Below are 18699 nucleotides of genomic sequence, written 5' to 3'. Positions count from 1 at the left end.
CAGGCGCTCGAAGAGCAGCGGGCGGGCCGCGCGCAGGGCCGTGGTGATCGCTCCGAGAAGCACCGCGTCCGCTCCTGTCCTGCTGGGTTCGACGCGGGGGCGCAGCGGGGTGAGGCGGTGCAGGGTCTCGCCGACCGTGGCGAGCAGGAGGTCCGCGCCCCGGCCCACGCCGCCGCCGAGGACCACCAGATCGGGGTCGAGGACTGCGGTCACGGAGGCGACGGCGAGGGCGAGGCGCTCGCCTTCCTGGCGTACGGCGGCGAGGGCGGCGGTGTCGCCGGTGCGGGCGGCGTCGAAGACGCGCTTGGCGGTGAGCGGGCCGGTCATGCCCAGGGTGCGGGCGGCGCGGACGACGGCGTCGGCGGAGACCGCGTCCTCCAGCATGCCGCGCCGGGGTGCCGCCCCCGACGCCGGTACGCCGTCCAGTGGCAGGAAGCCGATCTCGCCCGCGGCGCCGTGTGCGCCGAGGAAGAGTTCGCCGTCGGCGACGACGCCCATGCCGAGGCCGGTGCCGATCAGGACGTAGACGAAGAGGTGGCTGTCGGCGCCCGCGCCGAAGGTGTATTCGCCGAGCGCGGCGAGGTTGGCGTCGTTGTGGACGGAGAGCGGGGTGCCGAGGCGGTCGCGCATGCGCTCGATGAGGCCGGGGCGGCCCCAGCCGGGCAGGTTGACGGCATAGAGGACCCGGCCGGTGTGGCGGTCGAAGACTCCGGGGGTGCCCACGGCGGTGTGCACGATGTCGGCCTGGCTCAGCCCGGCGTCCGCGAGAGCCTGTTCGGCACACGTGACGGCGGCGTCGGCGACCGCTCCCGCGCTGCGGCCGCGGTTGCGTACCTCCGTACGGGAGACGATCGCGCCCGTCAGGTCGGCCACCGCCGTGCGCAGGCGGGCGCGGCCGATGTCGATGCCGAGGACGTGTCCGGCGCGCGGGTCGGGTTCGTAGAGGACGGCGACGCGTCCCCGGCTCTGGGCGTGGGTGCCGGCCTCGCGGACCAGGCCGGCGCGTTCCAGGGCGGCGAGGGCGGAGGAGACGGTGGGCTTGGACAGGCCGCTGTCGCGGGCGAGTTGGGCGCGGGAGGCGGGGCCTTCGAGGCGCAGGCGTTCGAGGAGCAGCCATTCGTTGTTGCTGCGCAGGCGCAGGCGGTTCCAGGGGGGTGTGGTCACTGGGCGCCCTCGGGCGGGGCGGTGACGTGGCAGGCCGCCGTGTGACCCCTGCCGACCGGCTGCAGGCGCGGGGTGACGTGGTGGCACTCGTCCACGGCGAGCGGGCAGCGGGTGCGGAAGCGACAGCTGGGGGTGGGGTCGATGACGACGGGCGGGTCGGTCTTGGCGGCGGCCGCGTCGACGTCGAGGGGGGCGCGCGGGTCGGGGACGGCGGACAGGAGCAGCTCGGTGTAGGGGTGGCGGGGGCGGGCGAGGACGTCCTCGGTGGGGCCGGTCTCGACGACGTGGCCGCCGTACATGACGGCGATCCGGTCGGAGAGGTAGCGGGCGCCGGCGATGTCGTGGGTGATGTAGAGGATGGAGACGCCCTCGGTCTCGCGCAGGTCGGCCATGACGTTGAGCAGGCCGATGCGGATGGAGACGTCGAGCATGGAGACGGGTTCGTCGGCGAGGATCAGTTTGGGGCGGTGGGCGAGGGCCTGGGCGAAGCCGATGCGCTGGCGCTGGCCGCCGGAGAGTTCGTACGGGAAGCGGGCCAGGACGTCGGCGGCGGGGGTGAGGCCGACCGCTTCGACGACACGCTCGGCCTCTGCCTGGCGCTCGGCGCCGCTCAGTTCGGGGCGGTGCAGCTTGAGACCGCGCAGGATGCCGTGGGAGACGCGGTAGGCGGGGTTGAGGGAGGCGAAGGGGTCCTGGAAGACCATGGGGACGTCGCCGCGGTACGCGAGCTTCGCCTTGCGGCCGCGCTGGGCGGTCAGCGGCTGTCCCTCGTACCGGATCTCGCCGCTGGTGGGCCTGTGGACCTGGGCTACGAGACGGGCGAGTGTGGACTTGCCGCTGCCGCTCTCGCCGACGAGGGCGACGATCTCGCGTGCGCCGATGGTGAGGTCGACGTCGTCGACGGCGTGCAGGACACGGCGGGTGAGCCCGGTGCCGACCTTGAAGTGGCGGGTGAGGCCGATCGTTTCGAGCAGAGGGCTCATGAGACGGCCTCCGTGAGGTGCAGCAGGCAGCGGGAGCGGGCCGTGCCGACTTCGTACAGGGCGGGCTCGGTGTCGTGGCACTGCTCGTGGACGAGGGGGCAGCGCGGGGTGAAGCGGCAGCCCGCGGGCGGTGCGGCGAGGTCGGGCGGACTGCCGGGGATGCCCTTCAGGGGGACGCGGGGGCCACGGATCGAGGGGAACGCTTCGAGGAGCCCGCGGCTGTAGGGGTGGGAGGGGTGGTCGAAGACGGTGCGGGTGGGGCCCTGCTCGACGACCTGGCCCGCGTACATGACGAGGAGCTGGTCGGAGAAGTGGCTGACGAGGGACATGTCGTGGGTGACGAACACAACGGCGAAGCCGAGGAGTTGCTGGAGTTCCTTGATCTGGACCATGAGAGAGCGCTGGGCGACGACGTCGAGCGCCGAGGTCGGTTCGTCCATGATGACCAGGTCCGGGGTGAGCAGCAGCGCCATGGCGATCATGGCGCGCTGGCGCATGCCGCCGGACAGCTGGTGCGGGTAGCTGTGCAGATGGACCGGGTCGATGCCGACGAGGTCGAGGACCTCGGTGGAGCGGGCTCGGATCTCCTCGTTGGTGTAGGTGCCGTGTGCCGCCATGGCGTCCTTGTACTGGGCGGCGAGGGTGGCCACCGGGTTCAGGGCGTTCATGGCGGACTGCAGGACGACGGAGTAGTCGCGCCAGCGCAGGGCGTTGAGTTCGCGTTCGCCGAGGGTGACGAGGTTCTCGCCGCGGAAGCGGACAGCGCCGCCGGCGATGCGGGCGGGCGGGTTGAGCAGCTGCGCGACGGCGAACATCAGGGTGGACTTGCCGCAGCCGGATTCGCCGACGACGGCAGTGAACTGCCCTTTCTCCACGATGAGTTCGACGTGGTCGACGGCTGTGACAGGGCCGCGCGCGGTGTCGTAGACGACGGTCAGGTCGGTGACACTCAGTAGGGGTTCAGGCACCTTTGCGCCTCCTTCGTACGGGACGCAGGGCCGGGTTGCCGATCTCGTCGAAGGCGTAGTTGACGAGGGCGAACGCGACGCCGAGCAGGGCGACGCAGAGGCCGGGGGCGATGGACCACAGCGGGGTGCCGGTCTGCAGGGCCTGCTGGTTCTGGGCCCAGTAGAGCATCGTGCCCCAGCTCTGCGAGTTCGGGTCGCCGAGGCCGAGGAACTGCAGGCCGGCCGCACTCAGCACCGAATAGAGCGCGGCACCGAGGAAGTTGGCGACGATCAGGGACGTCATCGTCGGCAGGACTTCGAAGACGATGATGTACGAGCGTCGCTCGCCGCGCACCCGGGCCGATTCCAGGAAGTCCCGGTTGCGCAACGACAGTGCCTGGGCGCGTAGTTGGTTGGCGCCGTAGGACCAGCCGGTGAGGACGAGCACGGCGAGGATCACGGTGAGCGAGCCCTTGCCGGCGTACTTGGCGAGGATGATCACCAGGGGGAACGCGGGGATGACGAGGACGACGTTCGTCAGCAGGGACAGGAGGTCGTCGGCGATGCCTCCGAGGTACGCGGCGGAGACGCCGACGATCACGGACAGGACGGTGGCGAGCGCGCCGGCCACGACGGCGATGACGAGTGATTCCCGTGTGCCGTAGACGAGTTGGGAGTAGATGTCCTGGCCGAGCGCCGTCGTGCCGAGGAGATGGGCGGTGGACGGGTCGAGGCGCGGGGCGAAGTTCGCCTCGTCGGGGTGGTCGACGGAGGTGAACAGGCCCGGGAACGCGGCGACGACGGTGAAGATCAGCAGGATCACCGCACCGGCCATGGCCTTGCGGTTGCCGCGGACCGCCCTCCACAGGCCGCCTCCCGCCCGGGTGCGGGCGGAGGCCTTCTCGGGCGGCGGGGCGGTGATGGCGGTGGTGGTCATCGGGCGCTCACCCCTTCGCCCTGGCTCGTGGATCGAGCCACACGGTCGCGATGTCCACGGCCAGCAGCGCCACCAGCACCGCGACGGTGAACAGCATGAACAGGGCCTGCATCAGCGGGTAGTCGACGTTCTGGACGGCGTTGTAGAGGAGGTAGCCGATCCCGGGGTAGTTGAAGACGTACTCGATGAGGATCGCGCCCGAGATGACGAAGCCGAGCGACATGGCGAAGCCGGCCAGGTTGGGCAGGATCGCGTTACGGGCCGCGTAGCCGTACATGATCCGGCGGGACCCGAGGCCCTTCGCGCGGGCCATCCGGACGTAGTCCTCGGCCAGGGTCGTGATCATGTTGTTGCGCATGGTGAGGATCCAGCCGCCGATCGTGGTGATGAGCAGCGTCGCCGCCGGGAGTACGGCGTGGGAGAGCACACTCCCGACGAAGCCCGGGGAGAAGCCGGGCACGATCGAGGTGTCGTAGTTGAAGTTGGCGGGGAGCCAGCCGCCGGTGCCCTGCGAGAAGACCAGGATCAGCAGCAGGCCCACCCAGAAGTACGGCAGCGCCGACGTGATCACGAAGATCGGCGGGAGGACCGCGTCGAGGGCGCCGCCACGGCGCCAGCCCGAGACCGTGCCGATGAGTGTGCCGAGCACGAAGGCGAGGACCGTGGTGATGCCGACGAGGCCGAGGGTCCAGGGCAGGGCGCCGCCGATCAGCTTGGTGACCGGCTCGCCCAGCGTCTGGCCGATGGAGCGGCCCCAGTTGCCGGTGAACATGTGGCCCAGATAGTCGAAGTACTGGACCGCCACGTTCTGGTCGGGCTTGAAGCCGAACGACGTCAGCATCTGTTCGAGCGCGTCCCGGGAGACCCGGCCGCGGGTGCGCACGACGAGCGCGTCGACGGGGTCGCCCGGCATGAAGCGCGGGATGAAGAAGTTCAGGGTGAGGGCCGCCCAGAGCGTCAGCAGGAAGAACCCCAGGCGGCGCAGTATGAAGCGCACAAGTCACCGCCTACTGGGCCGACTTGGAGTACAGGTGGGTGAGCACCTGGCCCGTGTCGGGGAAGTTGTAGGCCGCGGGCTGGGCGTAGGGGTTGTCCTCGGTGGGCCAGCCGGCGATGTCCTTGGTGTTGTACTGGAACCAGTCCACCGACTCCACGATCGGGATCACCGGGACGTCGTCGATCATGTACTGGGCGACCTGCTTGACGATCTCGACCTGCTTCGTCTCGTTCGCCGACGCGTAGTCGTTGAGCAACTGGTCGACCTTCGGGTTCTTGTAGCGCTCCCAGTTGCTCGCGGCGTTTTTGCCGAGCGGGGCGGTGTTGGCCGAGTGCAGCATCTGGCGCAGCTCGTAGTAGGGGGTGGGGCCGCTGGTCTGCTGGGCGTAGTACGCCAGGTCGTAGTCGCCGGTGTAGAGGTGGCCGATCATGGTCTGCTGCGCGAGGTCCTGGACCGCGAGGTCGATGCCGACGGCCTTCAGGTTCTGCTTGATGACGTTGAGCGAGGCGTCCCAGTCGGTGTAGCCGGTGATCGTGATGATCTTGAGCTTGAGCGGCTTGGACGGGGAGTAGCCGAGCTCGCCGAGAAGCTTCTTGGCGCGGGCCGGGTCCGGCTTGTCGAAGCCGGCCTTTTCCACGGCCGCCTTGTCGTAGTACTTGTCGAACGTCGGTGTCACGATGCCCGACTGGTTCGCGGCCGGTTCCTGGCCGCCGACACCGATCTTGGAGACCTTGTCCCGGTCGATGGCGAGGGAGATCGCCTGGCGGACCTTGAGGTTGCTGGTCATCTTGTGGGACGGGTCGAGATTCGGGTGGATGCTCACGTTCAGGACGGGCGGCGACCAGGTGTGGTTGTCGGCCGACTTGTCGAGGTAGAACTGCTTGATGCCCGGGATGAACTGACTCCCCCACTGCGCCTTGCCGTTGGCGAGGTCGAGGTTGGCGGGGCCGTTGTCGAGGTAGGCCGGGTACTCGACCTTCTGGATGTACGGCTTGCCCGGCTGCCAGTAGTCGGGGTTGGCCGTGTACTGGATGTTGTTCGGCGAGCAGGGGTTGACCTCGAAGGGGCCGGTGCCGACGGGTTTCTTGTCCACCCAGGTGTCGGGGTGGGCGGCGGCCGCGCCGGTGCCGAAGACGTGCTCGGGCACGATGGCGACCTGGTGGGCGAAGGCGTAGAAGTAGGGCTGTGCCGCCTTCTCGAACTTCAGGGTGACCTTGTCACCGGAGGCGGTGGCCGACTGGAGTCCGGCCGTGGTCCAGAGCGCGTACAGGTCGGTGGACGGGACGCGCTTCATGAGGTTGAAGGTGAACGCGACGTCGTTGGCGGTGAACGGCTTGCCGTCGTTCCACTTCACGCCGGAGCGGACCGTGAAGTCGATCTGCGTCTTGTCGGCGTTCCACTTGTAGCTCTTGGCGAGCATCGGCGTCTCGGCCGCGTCCTTGAGCGTGTTGACGTAGATCAGGGGTTCGTAGACGAAGCCGATGGACGTGTTGTAGACGGCCGGGTTGAACGGATTGAAGTTGCAGGTCCAGGTCTGCCCCGCCGTGTTGGCGATGGTGACCGTGCCGCCCTTCTTCTTCGGGCCGCTGCTCTGTGTGGCGTTGTTGCCGTCGGAGTCGCCTTTGTGCTTGGTCTCCGAACAGGCCGTCGCCGTCACGGCGAGCGCGCCGATGACCGCTGCGGCGAGGATGCGCGTGGGCCTCATGTCCTGCCAGTCCCTTCGTGGGCCGGGTGCGTCAGGTTCCGGTGCGCGCGGCCTCGACGGCCAGCGCGAGTGCCCCGAGCAGGGGCGCGTCGTACGGATGCGCTGCGGGTACGAGCTGGGGCGGATAGGGCACGGCCGCGTCCAGGGCGTGGCGCAGCCTGTCGTGCAGCGCCTCCCAGGAGCGGACCATGCCGCCGCCGACGACGATCCGCTCGGGATCGACGGCGATGGCGAGGTTGACGAGATGGAAGGCCAGCTCGTCGATGAACTCACCGATATGACCGGCGAGTTCGGTAGATCCTTGTGCCTGCGCGGCCCGGCTGAGGGCCTTGCCGCTGACGACGTCCTCCAGCGGGATCCGGTCTCCGGAGACCAGGCCGACATCGGCGGCTGCCCGCAGGTTGTAGCCGATCTCGCCGGACGCGCCGTGCCGTCCGGTCAGGACCGTGCCGCCGGCCACGATCGCGACGGCGAGGCCGGTGCCGAGGTTGACGTACACGCCCGGGTCGCAGCCTTTCAACGCTCCGGCATCGCATTCGTAGCGGGCCGCGGCCTTGACGTCGGTGGCCAGGCGCAGCTCCGAATCCGGGAATTCCAGGGCGAGTTCACGCCCGAGGGCGAGCTCTTCCCAGCCGGGGATGTTCGGGGCGAGGGCGACCCCGTCGTCGCCGGGGATGCCGATGGTGGACACCCCGACGGCGACCGGTTCGCGGCCGTCGAGGAGGGAGCGGGCGGCGCCCACGGCCCTTTTGAGGCCTGCCTGTGCGCCGTGCTCCGCCGCGGTCTCGACGGTGAGGTCGTGCAACCGCGTGCCGTGCTGGTCTGCGACGGTCAGGGCCGTCTTGGTGCCGCCGAAATCTAGGGCGAGGACGACGGGCGAGGATGGAGGCACGTTCACATGGAGCTCCTCACGCGGGAGGGAGGCGCCAGTAAAGTTACGTAACTAAACGAGGTGGCCCGGACTGTACGCTCGATGCGCCTCGCGCGTAAGCCCTCTTGCCCACAACGGAGTTGATGATCTTTCGGGGCCTCCATAGCAATCTGAGCGTTCGGAGCGTTCGGAGTGTTCGGGCAACGGCAAGGCCCCCGGGAGATCCCGGGGGCCTGCCTGTTCGGTGCGCGCGTGGTCAGCCGGTGAATCCGGCGGTGATCTTCGTGAACTGCCAGTTGTCCTGGCTGATGCCGGAGCAGTTCTCCGCCACTCCCCCGCCCGCGCACGGCCGGTCGCGGTTGACCGACCAGAAGGCGAGGCGTGCGATGTGATGGCTGTTGGACCAGTCCTTGACCTGGGTCCAGATCGCCGGCGTCGTGGTCTCCTGCTGGTCGCTGATGCCGTTCATGCCGGAGATGCCGATGTGCCCGTACGCCGTCGTGTCGTCCCAGCCGAAGACCGACTTGAGCTTGGTCTTGAGGCCGTCGGCGGCATTCACGGTGTTGCCGTACATGTCGGAACCGCCGCCGAAGTCGAACGGCATGATCGTGAAGACGTCGATGTCCGCGTTCAGGGCCTTGGACTGCTCGATGAGGCGGTTGCCGTAGTACGTCGGTCCGGTCGTCGAGGTGCCGAAGGTGAGGATCGTGCGCAGGCCCGGGTTGTTGGCCTTGACGATCTTCAGGGCGCCCAGGATGCGGTCCTGGACGGCCTCGTTCTCGAACTCGTCGGAGTTCTCGATGTCGACGTCGATGGCCTTGAGCCCGTACGCGTCGATGACCTTCTGGTAGGCGCCCGCGAGGGCTTCGGGGGTCGAGCAGTTGGGGCCGAGCTTGTTGCCGCTCCAGCCGCCGATGGAGGGGACGACGTCGCCGCCCGCGGAGCGGATGGCGTTGATCGCGGTCTGGTCCTGGCCGCCGGTGAGGGCGCGCTGGCCGTCCCACGCGGGGTTGCAGCCGCCGGAGGAGAGAATGAACGCCATCGTGAACCACTTGACGCCGGTCGCGTTCATGACCGTGGCCGGGCTCGGCGGGTCACCCCAGCCGGTGTAGAAGTACGGGGCCGCCTGCTTGAATCCGGTGCCGCCGCCGGAGCCCTGATCGGTCGTCACGGAGACCGAGTTGGAGGCGGCCGAGGCATTGCCGGCCGCGTCGTGGGCCTTGACCGTGAAGGCGTACGCGGTGCTCGGGGAGAGGCCGCTGACGGTGGCGCTCGTGCCGGAGACCGTCAGGAGCTTGTTGCTGCCGCCGCTGTAGATGTCGTAGCCGGTGACGCCGACGTTGTCGCTCGCCCCGGTCCAGGACAGGGAGACGCTCGTCGAGGTCTTGCCGGTGGATTTCAGCGCCGTCGGGGCGGTGGGCGCCTGGGTGTCGCCGCCCCCGCCGCCGGGCCCGTCGAGGCTGATGTCGTCGGCGTAGTAGGTGCCCTGCGCGTACCAGCCCTGGGTGTAGATGGTGGCGCTGGTCTGGGAGGCGCCGGTCGTGAACTGCACCGTGAGCTGACTGTAGGCCGTCGGTGACTGCGTCCAGGTCGAGGCCCCGCCGTCCACGCCGAGGTAGACGTAGTTGCCACGCACCCAGCCCGAGAGGGTGTACGCGGTGTTCGGCTGGACGGAGACGGTCTGGCTGCACTTCGCGTTGTCGCTGGAGCCGGCCGCCCCCGACAGGGCCTTGGTGCCGCCGTGGACCGGGCTGGAAACGACCGAGCCGAGCCCGCCGGAGCAGGTCCACGGGCTCGTGCTGCCGCTCTCGAAGCCCGCGTTGGACAGTACGTTCGCGGCCTGAGCGGTGGTGGGGAGGGCGACCGCGCCGGCCACGGCGAGTGCGGCGGATCCGATGAGGGCGAGGAGGCGGGGCCTCGCGGAGCGTCTCTTGCGTCTGGAGAACACACGAACTCCCGGTGGGGGCAAGGGGATTGGACCGGACACCAGCGGCGCGCGAGGCGCGACCACCAAGTTGGTATGGACCAATCCCCTTGTCAAGACCCCGCGTTCACTCGGCTCACTCGTGTCCGGGTGCCCGCACGTTCCACTCCGCGATCACCGGTCGCCCGTGCTCCGTCGACAGGCGGCTCACCGTCCCGGTCGCCAGCTGGAAGAGGCGGCCGTCCGCCGGGGCGAGACCCAGGCGGCGGGCCGTGAGCACGCGCAGGACATGGGCGTGGGCCACGACGACCACATCGCCCTCCGCGAGCGCGGCCGCCACGCGGGCCAGGACGCGGTCGGCCCGCTCCCCCACGGCCCCCGGGGACTCGCCGGGCCCGTCTTCGGGCCCTTGCGGGACGCCCTGGGTCCACAGGTCCCAGTCGGGGCGGGTGCGGTGGATCTCGCGGGTGGTGACGCCTTCGTAGGCGCCGTAGTGCCACTCGTGGAGATCCGGTTCGGGCCTGGCCCCGCTCAGGCCCGCGAGGTCCGCGGTGCGGACCGCGCGGCCGAGCGGGCTGGTGAGGACGAGGGCGTACGGACGTCCGGCGAGGAGCGGGGCGAGGGACTTGGCCTGTTCCTCGCCGTGCTGGGTGAGGGGCTTGTCCGTCCAGCTGGTGTGCTGTCCGGACAGGCTCCACTCCGTTTCGCCGTGGCGGACCAGGAGGAGGTCGCCCATGGCTGTCGTCTCCCCCTGCTTACTTCGTCTCGACGGCGTGGCCGCCGAACTGGTTACGCAGGGCCGCGATCATCTTCATCTGCGGCGAGTCGTCCTGGCGCGACGCGAAGCGCGCGAAGAGGGAAGCGGTGATCGCGGGCAGCGGCACCGCGTTGTCGATGGCCGCCTCGACCGTCCAGCGGCCCTCACCGGAGTCGGCGGCGAAGCCGCGCAGCTTGTCCAGGTGCTCGTCGTCGTCCAGCGCGTTGACCGCCAGGTCGAGCAGCCAGGAACGGATGACCGTGCCCTCCTGCCAGGAGCGGAAGACCTCACGCACGTCGGTGACGGAGTCGACCTTCTCCAGGAGCTCCCAGCCCTCGGCATAGGCCTGCATCATGGCGTACTCGATGCCGTTGTGAACCATCTTGGAGAAGTGCCCGGCGCCGACCTTGCCGGCGTGGACGTAGCCGAAGTCGCCTTCGGGCTTGAGGGCGTCGAAGACGGGCTGGACGCGGGCTATGTGCTCCTTGTCGCCGCCGACCATGAGGGCGTAGCCGTTCTCCAGGCCCCAGACGCCGCCGGAGACACCGGCGTCGACGAAGCCGATGCCCTTGGTGGCGAGCTCGGCGGCGTGCTTCTCGTCGTCGGTCCAGCGCGAGTTGCCGCCGTCCACCACGATGTCGCCGGGCGAGAGCAGCTCCTTGAGCTCGTCGATCGTGGACTGGGTGGCGGCGCCCGCGGGGACCATCACCCAGACCACGCGCGGGCCCTCGAGCTGCTCGACGAGCTCGGCGAGGCTGCCGACGTCGGCGAGGTCGGGGTTGCGGTCGTAGCCGATGACGGTGTGGCCGGCGCGGCGGATGCGCTCACGCATGTTGCCGCCCATCTTGCCGAGGCCGATGAGTCCGAGCTGTATCGCGGTCATGTCTGTCTTCACTTCTTCCGGAGCGTGCGGTAGGTGGCGACGAGCGCCTGGGTGGAGGCATCGAGGCCGGGGACGTCGGCGTCTTGGGTGAGGGCGGGTTCGACGCGCCTGGCGAGGACCTTGCCGAGTTCGACGCCCCACTGGTCGAAGGAGTCGATGTTCCAGACGGCGCCCTGGACGAACACCTTGTGCTCGTAGAGGGCGATGAGCTGGCCCAGGACGGAGGGGGTGAGTTCCTTCGCCAGGACGGTGGTCGTGGGGTGGTTGCCCTTGAAGGTGCGATGCGGCACCTGCGCCTCGGGGACACCTTCGGCTCGGACTTCGTCGGCGGTCTTGCCGAAGGCGAGGGCCTGGCCCTGCGCGAACAGGTTGGCCATCAACAGGTCGTGCTGGTCCGCCAGTTGAGCCGTGAGCTCGCCGACCGGGCGGGCGAAGCCGATCAGGTCGGCCGGGATGAGCTTCGTGCCCTGGTGGATGAGCTGGTAGTAGGCGTGCTGCCCGTTGGTGCCGGGGGTGCCCCAGACGACGGGGCCCGTCTGCCAGTCCACCGGGCGGCCCTCGCGGTCCACGGACTTGCCGTTGGACTCCATGTCGAGCTGCTGGAGGTACGCGGTGAACTTGGACAGGTAGTGCGAGTACGGCAGGACCGCGTGCGACTGGGCGCCGTGGAAGTTGCCGTACCAGATGCCCAACAGGCCCATCAGAAGAGGGGCGTTCGCCTCGGCGGGGGCGGTGCGGAAGTGCTCGTCGACGAGGTGGAAGCCGTCGAGCATCTCGCGGAAGGCGTCCGGACCGATCGCGATCATCAGCGAGAGGCCGATGGCCGAGTCGTACGAGTAGCGGCCGCCGACCCAGTCCCAGAACTCGAACATGTTGGCCGTGTCGATGCCGAAGTCGGCCACCTTCTCGGCGTTCGTCGACAGGGCGACAAAGTGCTTCGCGACCGCGGAGTCGTCGCCGAGCGCGTCGAGCAGCCAGCTGCGCGCGGAGGTCGCGTTGGTGATCGTCTCGATCGTCGTGAACGTCTTCGACGCGATGACGAACAGCGTCTCGGCCGGGTCGAGATCCCGGACGGCCTCGTGCAGGTCCGCACCGTCCACGTTCGACACGAATCGGACCGTCAGGTCCCGGTCCGTGAAGGAGCGGAGCACCTCGTACGCCATCGCCGGACCCAGGTCTGAACCGCCGATGCCGATGTTCACGACGTTCTTGATGCGCTTGCCGGTGTGGCCCGTCCACTGGCCCGAACGGACCCTGTCCGCGAAGGCGGCCATCTTGTCCAGCACGGCGTGCACCTGCGGGACGACATCGACGCCGTCGACCTCGATCACCGCATCGCGTGGGGCCCGCAGCGCCGTGTGCAGCACGGCCCGGTCCTCCGTCGTGTTGATCTTCTCGCCGCGGAACATGGCGTCGCGCTGCCCGAACACATCGGTGGCGGTGGCCAGTTCCTGGAGCAGGGCGAGCGTCTCGTCCGTGATCAGGTGCTTGGAGTAGTCGATGTGCAGGTCGCCGACCTCGACCGTGTAGCGCGCGGCGCGGTCCGGGTCGGTGGTGAACAGATCCCGCAGATGGACCTGGCGCTGCTTCGCGCGGTGGTCCGAAAGGGCCGTCCACTGGGGGCGGACCGTCAGGTGCGGGGTGGTGTCAGGCATGTTGAACGCGCTCCTTGGTGCCGTCGCCGCGCAGAGCGACGGCGTACATCTCGTCCGCGTCGAGGCGGCGGAGTTCTTCGGCGATCAGCTCGGAGGTGGTGCGGACCTTGAGGGCCAGGGTGCGCTGCGGCTGGCCGGGCAGGGTGAGCTGCGCGAGGGGGCCCTCGGGACGGTCGATGCGGATCTCGCCGCCGGCCGTGCCGAGGCGGACGGCCGTGACGACCGGGCCCGCGGTGGTGACGCGGTCGACGGGCACGCCGAGGCGGGCGCCCAGCCAGCGGGCGAGCAGTTCGGCGCTGGGGTTCTCGGCCTCGCTCTCGACGGCCGCCGAAGTGATCTCGGCGCCGGCCTGGTCGAGGGCGGCGGCCAGCATGGAGCGCCACGGCGTGAGGCGGGTCCAGGCGAGGTCCGTGTCGCCGGGGGCGTACGAGGCGGCGCGGGCGGCCAGCGCGGACAGCGGGTCCTCGACGGCGTACGCGTCGGTGATACGGCGCTGGGCGAGCGCACCCAGGGGGTCCTTGGCGGGGACATCGGGGGCGTCGACCGGCCACCAGACGACGACGGGTGCGTCCGGGAGCAGCAGCGGCAGGACGACGGAGTCGGCGTGCTGGCCGACCTCGCCGTACAGGCGCAGCAGGACGGTCTCGCCGGTGCCGGCGTCCGCGCCGACGCGCACCTCGGCGTCGAGGCGGTTGCCCTGGCGGTCGCGGGGCGAGCGGGCGTGCCGCTTGATCACGACGAGGGTGCGCGAGGGGTGCTCGCGGGAGGCCTCCTCGGCGGCCTTGATGGAGTCGTAGGCGTTCTCCTCGTCGGTCACGATGACCATCGTGAGGACCATGCCCACGGCCGGGGTGCCAATCGCCCTGCGGCCTTCCACCAGGGCCTTGTTGACCTTGCTTGCCGTCGTGTCGGTGAGGTCGATCTTCATGGCCTGCGCCAGCTCCGTCCGTCTCGTGCGAGCATCTCGTCCGCTTCCTTCGGGCCCCAGCTTCCCGAGGCGTACTGCGCGGGCCGGCCGTGGGTGTCCCAGTGGCCCTCGATCGGGTCGAGGATCTTCCAGGACTCCTCCACCTCCTCCGTGCGGGGGAAGAGGTTGGCATCGCCGAGCAGGACGTCCAGGATGAGCCGTTCGTACGCCTCCGGGCTGGACTCGGTGAAGGACTCGCCGTAGGCGAAGTCCATCGACACGTCCCGGATCTCCATCGAGGTACCCGGGACCTTCGAGCCGAAGCGTACGGTCATGCCCTCGTCGGGCTGGACGCGGATGACCACGGCGTTCTGGCCGAGTTCCTCCGTGGCGGTGGAGTCGAACGGGGAGTGCGGGGCGCGCTGGAAGACGACGGCGATCTCGGTGACGCGGCGGCCGAGGCGCTTGCCGGTGCGCAGGTAGAAGGGGACGCCCGCCCAACGGCGGTTGTCGACCTCCAGCTTGACGGCCGCATAGGTGTCGGTCTTCGACTTGGGGTCGATGCCGTCTTCCTGGAGGTAGCCGGGGACCTTCTCGCCGCCCTGCCAGCCGGCCGCGTACTGGGCGCGGACGGTGTGCTCGCCGAGGTTCTCGGGCAGCCGCACCGACTTGAGGACCTTGAGCTTCTCGGTGAGGAGCGACTCGGCGTCGAAGGAGGCCGGCTCCTCCATGGCGGTGAGGGCCATGAGCTGGAGGAGGTGGTTCTGGATGACGTCGCGGGCGGCGCCGATGCCGTCGTAGTAGCCGGCGCGGCCGCCGATGCCGATGTCCTCGGCCATCGTGATCTGCACGTGGTCGACGTAACTCCGGTTCCAGATGGGTTCGTACATCTGGTTGGCGAAGCGGAGGGCCAGGATGTTCTGGACGGTCTCCTTGCCGAGGTAGTGGTCGATGCGGAAGACCTGGTCCGGGGCGAAGACGTCGTGCACGATCGCGTTGAGTTCGCGGGCGCTGGCCAGGTCGTGGCCGAACGGCTTCTCGATGACGGCGCGGCGCCAGGAGCCCTCGGGTCCGTCGGCGAGGCCGTGCTTCTTGAGCTGCTGCACGACCTGCGGGAAGAACTTCGGCGGCACGGAGAGGTAGAAGGCGTAGTTACCGCTGGTGCCGCGCTTCTCGTCGAGGTCGTCGACGGCCTCGCGCAGCTGCTTGAAGGCCGTGTCGTCGTCGAAGTCGCCGGGGATGAAGCGCATGCCCTCGGCGAGCTGCTGCCAGACTTCCTCGCGGAACTCGGTGCGGGAGTGCTCGCGCACCGCGTCGTGGACGACCTGGGCGAAGTCCTGGTCCTCCCAGTCGCGGCGGGCGAAGCCGACGAGCGAGAAGCCCGGCGGCAGCAGTCCGCGGTTGGCGAGGTCGTAGACCGCCGGCATCAGCTTCTTGCGGGACAGGTCGCCCGTGACGCCGAAGATGACGAGGCCGGAGGGGCCCGCGATGCGCGGCAGGCGGCGGTCGCGGGGGTCCCTCAGCGGGTTCTGCCAAGCAGTGGTGCTCACTTGGCCTGCGCCTCCTTGTCGGCGAGGCGGCCGGCGACCGTGCCGAGCAGGTCGTTCCACGCCACGTCGAACTTGGCGACGCCCTCGTCCTCCAGCTGCTGCACGACCTCGTCGTAGGAGATGCCGAGCGCGTCGACGGCCTTGAGGTCGGTGCGCGCCTGCTCGTAGCCGCCCGTCACCGTGTCGCCGGTGATCACGCCGTGGTCGGCGGTGGCCTTCAGGGTGGCCTCCGGCATGGTGTTGACCGTGCCCGGGGCGACGAGCTCGTCGACGTACAGGGTGTCCTTGTACGCGGGGTCCTTGACGCCGGTGGAGGCCCACAGCGGGCGCTGCTTGTTGGCGCCGGCCGCCTCCAGCTTGCCCGCACGCTCGGAGGCGAAGACCTCTTCGTACGCCTCGTACGCGAGACGGGCGTTGGCGAGGGCGGCCTTGCCCTTGAGGGACTTGGCCTCGTCGCTGCCGACCTGGTCGAGCCGCTTGTCGATCTCGGCGTCGACGCGCGAGACGAAGAAGGAGGCGACGGAGTGGATGCCCGCCAGGTCGATGCCCGCGGCCTGCGCCTTCTCCAGGCCCGCGAGGTAGGCGTCCATGACGGCCTTGTAGCGGTCGAGGGAGAAGATCAGGGTGACGTTGACGCTGATGCCGAGGCCGATGACCTCGGTGATGGCCGGGAGACCCGCCTTCGTCGCAGGGATCTTGATCATGACGTTCGGGCGGTCGACCAGCCAGGACAGCTGCTTGGCCTCGGCGACGGTGGCCGTCGTGTCGTGGGCGAGGCGCGGGTCGACCTCGATGGAGACGCGGCCGTCGCGGCCCTGCGTCGCGTCGTACACGGGGCGCAGGATGTCGGCGGCGGCGCGGACGTCGGCGGTGGTCATCATGCGGACCGCCTCGTCGACGGTGACGCCGCGGGTGGCGAGGTCGGCGAGCTGCTCCTCGTAACCCTCACCGGAGCCGATGGCCGCCTGGAAGATCGAGGGGTTCGTCGTGACGCCCACGACGTGGCTGTTCTCGATCAGTTCGGCGAGGTTGCCGGACTCGATGCGCTTGCGGGACAGGTCGTCCAGCCAGATGGAAACGCCTTCGCCGGCAAGGGACTTGAGGGGCGTGACGGTGGAGTCGGCGTTGCTCATGTTCTTCATCTTCTTTCGGGTGTACGGGTGCGTACGGGTCAGGCGCGGGCGGCGGTGAGGGACTCGCGCGCCTGGGCGGCGATGTTGTCGGCGGTGAAGCCGTACTCGGCGAAGAGCGTCGCGGCGTCGGCGGAGGCGCCGAAGTGCTCCAGGGAGACGATGCGGCCGGCGTCGCCGACGTAGCGGTACCAGGTCAGACCGATGCCGGCCTCGACGGCGACGCGCGCCTTCACGGACGACGGCAGGACGCTGTCCTTGTAGTCCTGCGACTGCTCCTCGAACCACTCGACGGACGGCATCGACACGACGCGCGTGCCGACCCCCTCGGCCTCCAGCTGCTCACGGGCGGCCACGGCGAGGTGCACCTCGGAGCCGGTCGCGATCAGGATGAGGCCGGGCGTCGCGGTGGACGCCTCACGCAGAACGTAACCGCCCTTAGCCGCCTGCTCGTCGAGCTCGTACGTGGGCACGCCCTGGCGGGTCAGCGCGAGGCCGTGCGGGGCGGGCTTCGTGGTGCCGCGGCGCAGGATCTCGCGCCAGGCGACAGCGGTCTCGTTGGCGTCGGCCGGGCGGACGATGTTCAGACCCGGGATGGCGCGCAGGGAGGCGAGGTGCTCGACGGGCTGGTGCGTGGGGCCGTCCTCGCCCAGGCCGATGGAGTCGTGGGTCCACACGTACGTGACGGGGAGCTGCATCAGCGCGGACAGCCGGACGGCGTTGCGCATGTAGTCCGAGAAGACGAGGAACGTGCCGCCGTAGATGCGGGTGTTGCCGTGCAGCGCGATGCCGTTCATCTCGGCAGCCATCGAGTGCTCGCGGATACCGAAGTGGATCGTGCGGCCGTACGGGTCGGCCTCCGGCAGCGGGTTGCCCTTGGGCAAGAAGGAACTGGCCTTGTCGATCGTCGTGTTGTTCGAGCCCGCCAGGTCGGCCGAGCCGCCCCACAGCTCGGGGATGACCGGGCCGAGCGCCTGGAGGACCTTGCCGGACGCGGCGCGCGTCGCGACCTTCGTGCCCTCGTCGAAGGACGGGAGCGCCTGCTCCCAGCCCTCGGGGAGGCGGCCGGCGACGATGCGGTCGAGGAGGGCGGAGCGCTCGGGCTCGGCCGTGCGCCACTCGCCGAGCCGCTTGTCCCACTCGGCGTGCGCGTCGGCGCCGCGGTCGAGGGCCCCGCGGGTGTGGGCGATGACGTCGTCGGCGACCTCGAACGTCTGCTCCGGGTCGAAGCCGAGGACGCGCTTGGTGGCGGCGATCTCCTCGGCGCCGAGCGCGGAGCCGTGGGAGGCCTCGGTGTTCTGCGCGTTCGGGGCGGGCCAGGCGATGATCGTGCGCATCGCGATGATGGACGGGCGGCCGGTGTCGGCCTTCGCCGCGGCCAGGGCCTCGTACAGGGCGTGCACGTCGGTGTCGCCGTCGGCCTTGGGCTCGATGCGCTGGACGTGCCAGCCGTAGGCCTCGTAGCGCTTGAGGACGTCCTCGGAGAACGCGGTGGCGGTGTCGCCCTCGATGGAGATGTGGTTGTCGTCGTAGACGAAGACGAGGTTGCCGAGCTTCTGGTGGCCGGCGAGGGAGGATGCCTCGGCGGAGATGCCCTCCTCCAGGTCGCCGTCGGAGACGATCGCCCAGATGGTGTGGTCGAAGGGGGACTCACCCTCGGGGGCCTCGGGGTCGAAGAGGCCGCGCTCGTAGCGGGCGGCCATCGCCATGCCGACGGCGTTGGCGACGCCCTGGCCGAGCGGGCCGGTCGTCGTCTCGACACCGGCGGTGTGGCCGTACTCGGGGTGGCCGGGCGTCTTCGAACCGTGGGTGCGGAACGCCTTCAGGTCGTCGAGCTCCAGCTCGTAGCCGGAGAGGAAGAGCTGCGTGTAGAGGGTGAGGCTGGTGTGGCCCGGAGAGAGGACGAAGCGGTCGCGGCCGGTCCACTCGGGGTCGGCCGGGTCGTGGCGCATGACCTTCTGGAAAAGGGTGTACGCGGCGGGGGCCAGGCTCATCGCCGTGCCGGGGTGGCCGTTGCCGACCTGCTGTACGGCGTCGGCCGCGAGCAGGCGCGCGGTGTCGACGGCACGCCGGTCGAGGTCACTCCACTCGAAGGGGCCGAGGGCGTCCGGTGTCTGCGTGCTCATCTGTACGACTTCCTTCGCATCCGTATGGCATCCGAGGTACCGAAAGGCACCACCCGACCGGGGCTAAAGCCCTGGTCGAACTACCTACGAATCTAAAGGTCATACTTTTGGCGCGGCAGGTGCGCCCGCGCCAGCGTTCGGTGAAAATGGGACACCTACGAGA

The 18699-nt window shown here is 69.8% G+C and carries 14 protein-coding genes and 1 pseudogene; all 15 read right to left on the bottom strand.

Annotation, left to right across the window (positions count from 1 at the left end; genetic code table 11):
* Positions 1 to 3: 3 nt before the first annotated feature.
* Positions 4 to 1164: pseudogene (locus OG574_RS35705) on the bottom strand (ROK family protein); the annotation flags it as partial.
* A complete protein-coding gene (locus tag OG574_RS35700) occupies positions 1161 to 2147 on the bottom strand; it encodes an ABC transporter ATP-binding protein (RefSeq protein ID WP_326776566.1) in 987 nt (328 codons plus the stop codon). The pseudogene OG574_RS35705 and the gene OG574_RS35700, both read right to left, overlap by 4 nt.
* Positions 2144 to 3115, bottom strand: a complete 972-nt coding sequence (locus tag OG574_RS35695) for an ABC transporter ATP-binding protein (RefSeq protein ID WP_326776565.1) — start codon at positions 3113 to 3115, stop codon at positions 2144 to 2146. The genes OG574_RS35700 and OG574_RS35695 overlap by 4 nt, the downstream gene beginning before the upstream one ends.
* Positions 3108 to 4031 carry an ABC transporter permease gene (locus tag OG574_RS35690; RefSeq protein ID WP_326776564.1) on the bottom strand — a complete coding sequence of 308 codons (924 nt, stop codon included), beginning with the start codon at positions 4029 to 4031 and terminating at the stop codon, positions 3108 to 3110. Before OG574_RS35690 ends, OG574_RS35695 begins: the two co-directional genes overlap by 8 nt.
* Positions 4032 to 4038: 7 nt before the next feature.
* Entirely contained in the window at positions 4039 to 5028 is a 990-nt protein-coding gene (locus OG574_RS35685; protein ID WP_100599079.1) for an ABC transporter permease, read from the bottom strand.
* A gap of 10 nt (positions 5029 to 5038) precedes the next feature.
* Positions 5039 to 6733 (bottom strand): ABC transporter substrate-binding protein, encoded by a 1695-nt coding sequence (locus tag OG574_RS35680; protein ID WP_326776563.1) that lies wholly within the window; start codon positions 6731 to 6733, stop codon positions 5039 to 5041.
* A gap of 31 nt (positions 6734 to 6764) precedes the next feature.
* Positions 6765 to 7631, bottom strand: a complete 867-nt coding sequence (locus tag OG574_RS35675; protein ID WP_326776562.1) for an ROK family protein — start codon at positions 7629 to 7631, stop codon at positions 6765 to 6767.
* 229 nt (positions 7632 to 7860) lie between these two features.
* Positions 7861 to 9552, bottom strand: a complete 1692-nt coding sequence (locus OG574_RS35670; protein ID WP_326776561.1) for a carbohydrate binding domain-containing protein — start codon at positions 9550 to 9552, stop codon at positions 7861 to 7863.
* A 112-nt stretch (positions 9553 to 9664) separates the two neighbouring features.
* A complete protein-coding gene (locus OG574_RS35665) occupies positions 9665 to 10264 on the bottom strand; it encodes a histidine phosphatase family protein (protein WP_326776560.1) in 600 nt (199 codons plus the stop codon).
* Positions 10265 to 10283: 19 nt separating this feature from the next.
* Positions 10284 to 11159, bottom strand: coding sequence for a phosphogluconate dehydrogenase (NAD(+)-dependent, decarboxylating) (gene gnd / locus OG574_RS35660; protein WP_326778737.1), 876 nt, complete (start codon positions 11157 to 11159; stop codon positions 10284 to 10286).
* A 17-nt stretch (positions 11160 to 11176) separates the two neighbouring features.
* A complete protein-coding gene (gene pgi, locus OG574_RS35655) occupies positions 11177 to 12823 on the bottom strand; it encodes a glucose-6-phosphate isomerase (protein ID WP_326776559.1) in 1647 nt (548 codons plus the stop codon).
* On the bottom strand, positions 12816 to 13751 hold the full coding sequence (gene opcA, locus OG574_RS35650) for a glucose-6-phosphate dehydrogenase assembly protein OpcA (RefSeq protein ID WP_326776558.1): 936 nt from the start codon (positions 13749 to 13751) through the stop codon (positions 12816 to 12818). The genes pgi and opcA overlap by 8 nt, the downstream gene beginning before the upstream one ends.
* On the bottom strand, positions 13748 to 15280 hold the full coding sequence (gene zwf / locus OG574_RS35645) for a glucose-6-phosphate dehydrogenase (protein WP_326776557.1): 1533 nt from the start codon (positions 15278 to 15280) through the stop codon (positions 13748 to 13750). Before zwf ends, opcA begins: the two co-directional genes overlap by 4 nt.
* Positions 15277 to 16413 (bottom strand): transaldolase, encoded by a 1137-nt coding sequence (gene tal, locus OG574_RS35640; protein WP_398377215.1) that lies wholly within the window; start codon positions 16411 to 16413, stop codon positions 15277 to 15279. Before tal ends, zwf begins: the two co-directional genes overlap by 4 nt.
* Before the next feature lie 38 nt (positions 16414 to 16451).
* Positions 16452 to 18536, bottom strand: coding sequence for a transketolase (gene tkt / locus OG574_RS35635; protein WP_326776555.1), 2085 nt, complete (start codon positions 18534 to 18536; stop codon positions 16452 to 16454).
* Positions 18537 to 18699 lie beyond the last annotated feature (163 nt).

It is taken from the genome of Streptomyces sp. NBC_01445 (genome assembly GCF_035918235.1).
In the GTDB taxonomy this organism is placed as follows: Bacteria; Actinomycetota; Actinomycetes; order Streptomycetales; family Streptomycetaceae; genus Streptomyces.
This window is presented reverse-complemented; position numbering and strand designations above follow the sequence as displayed.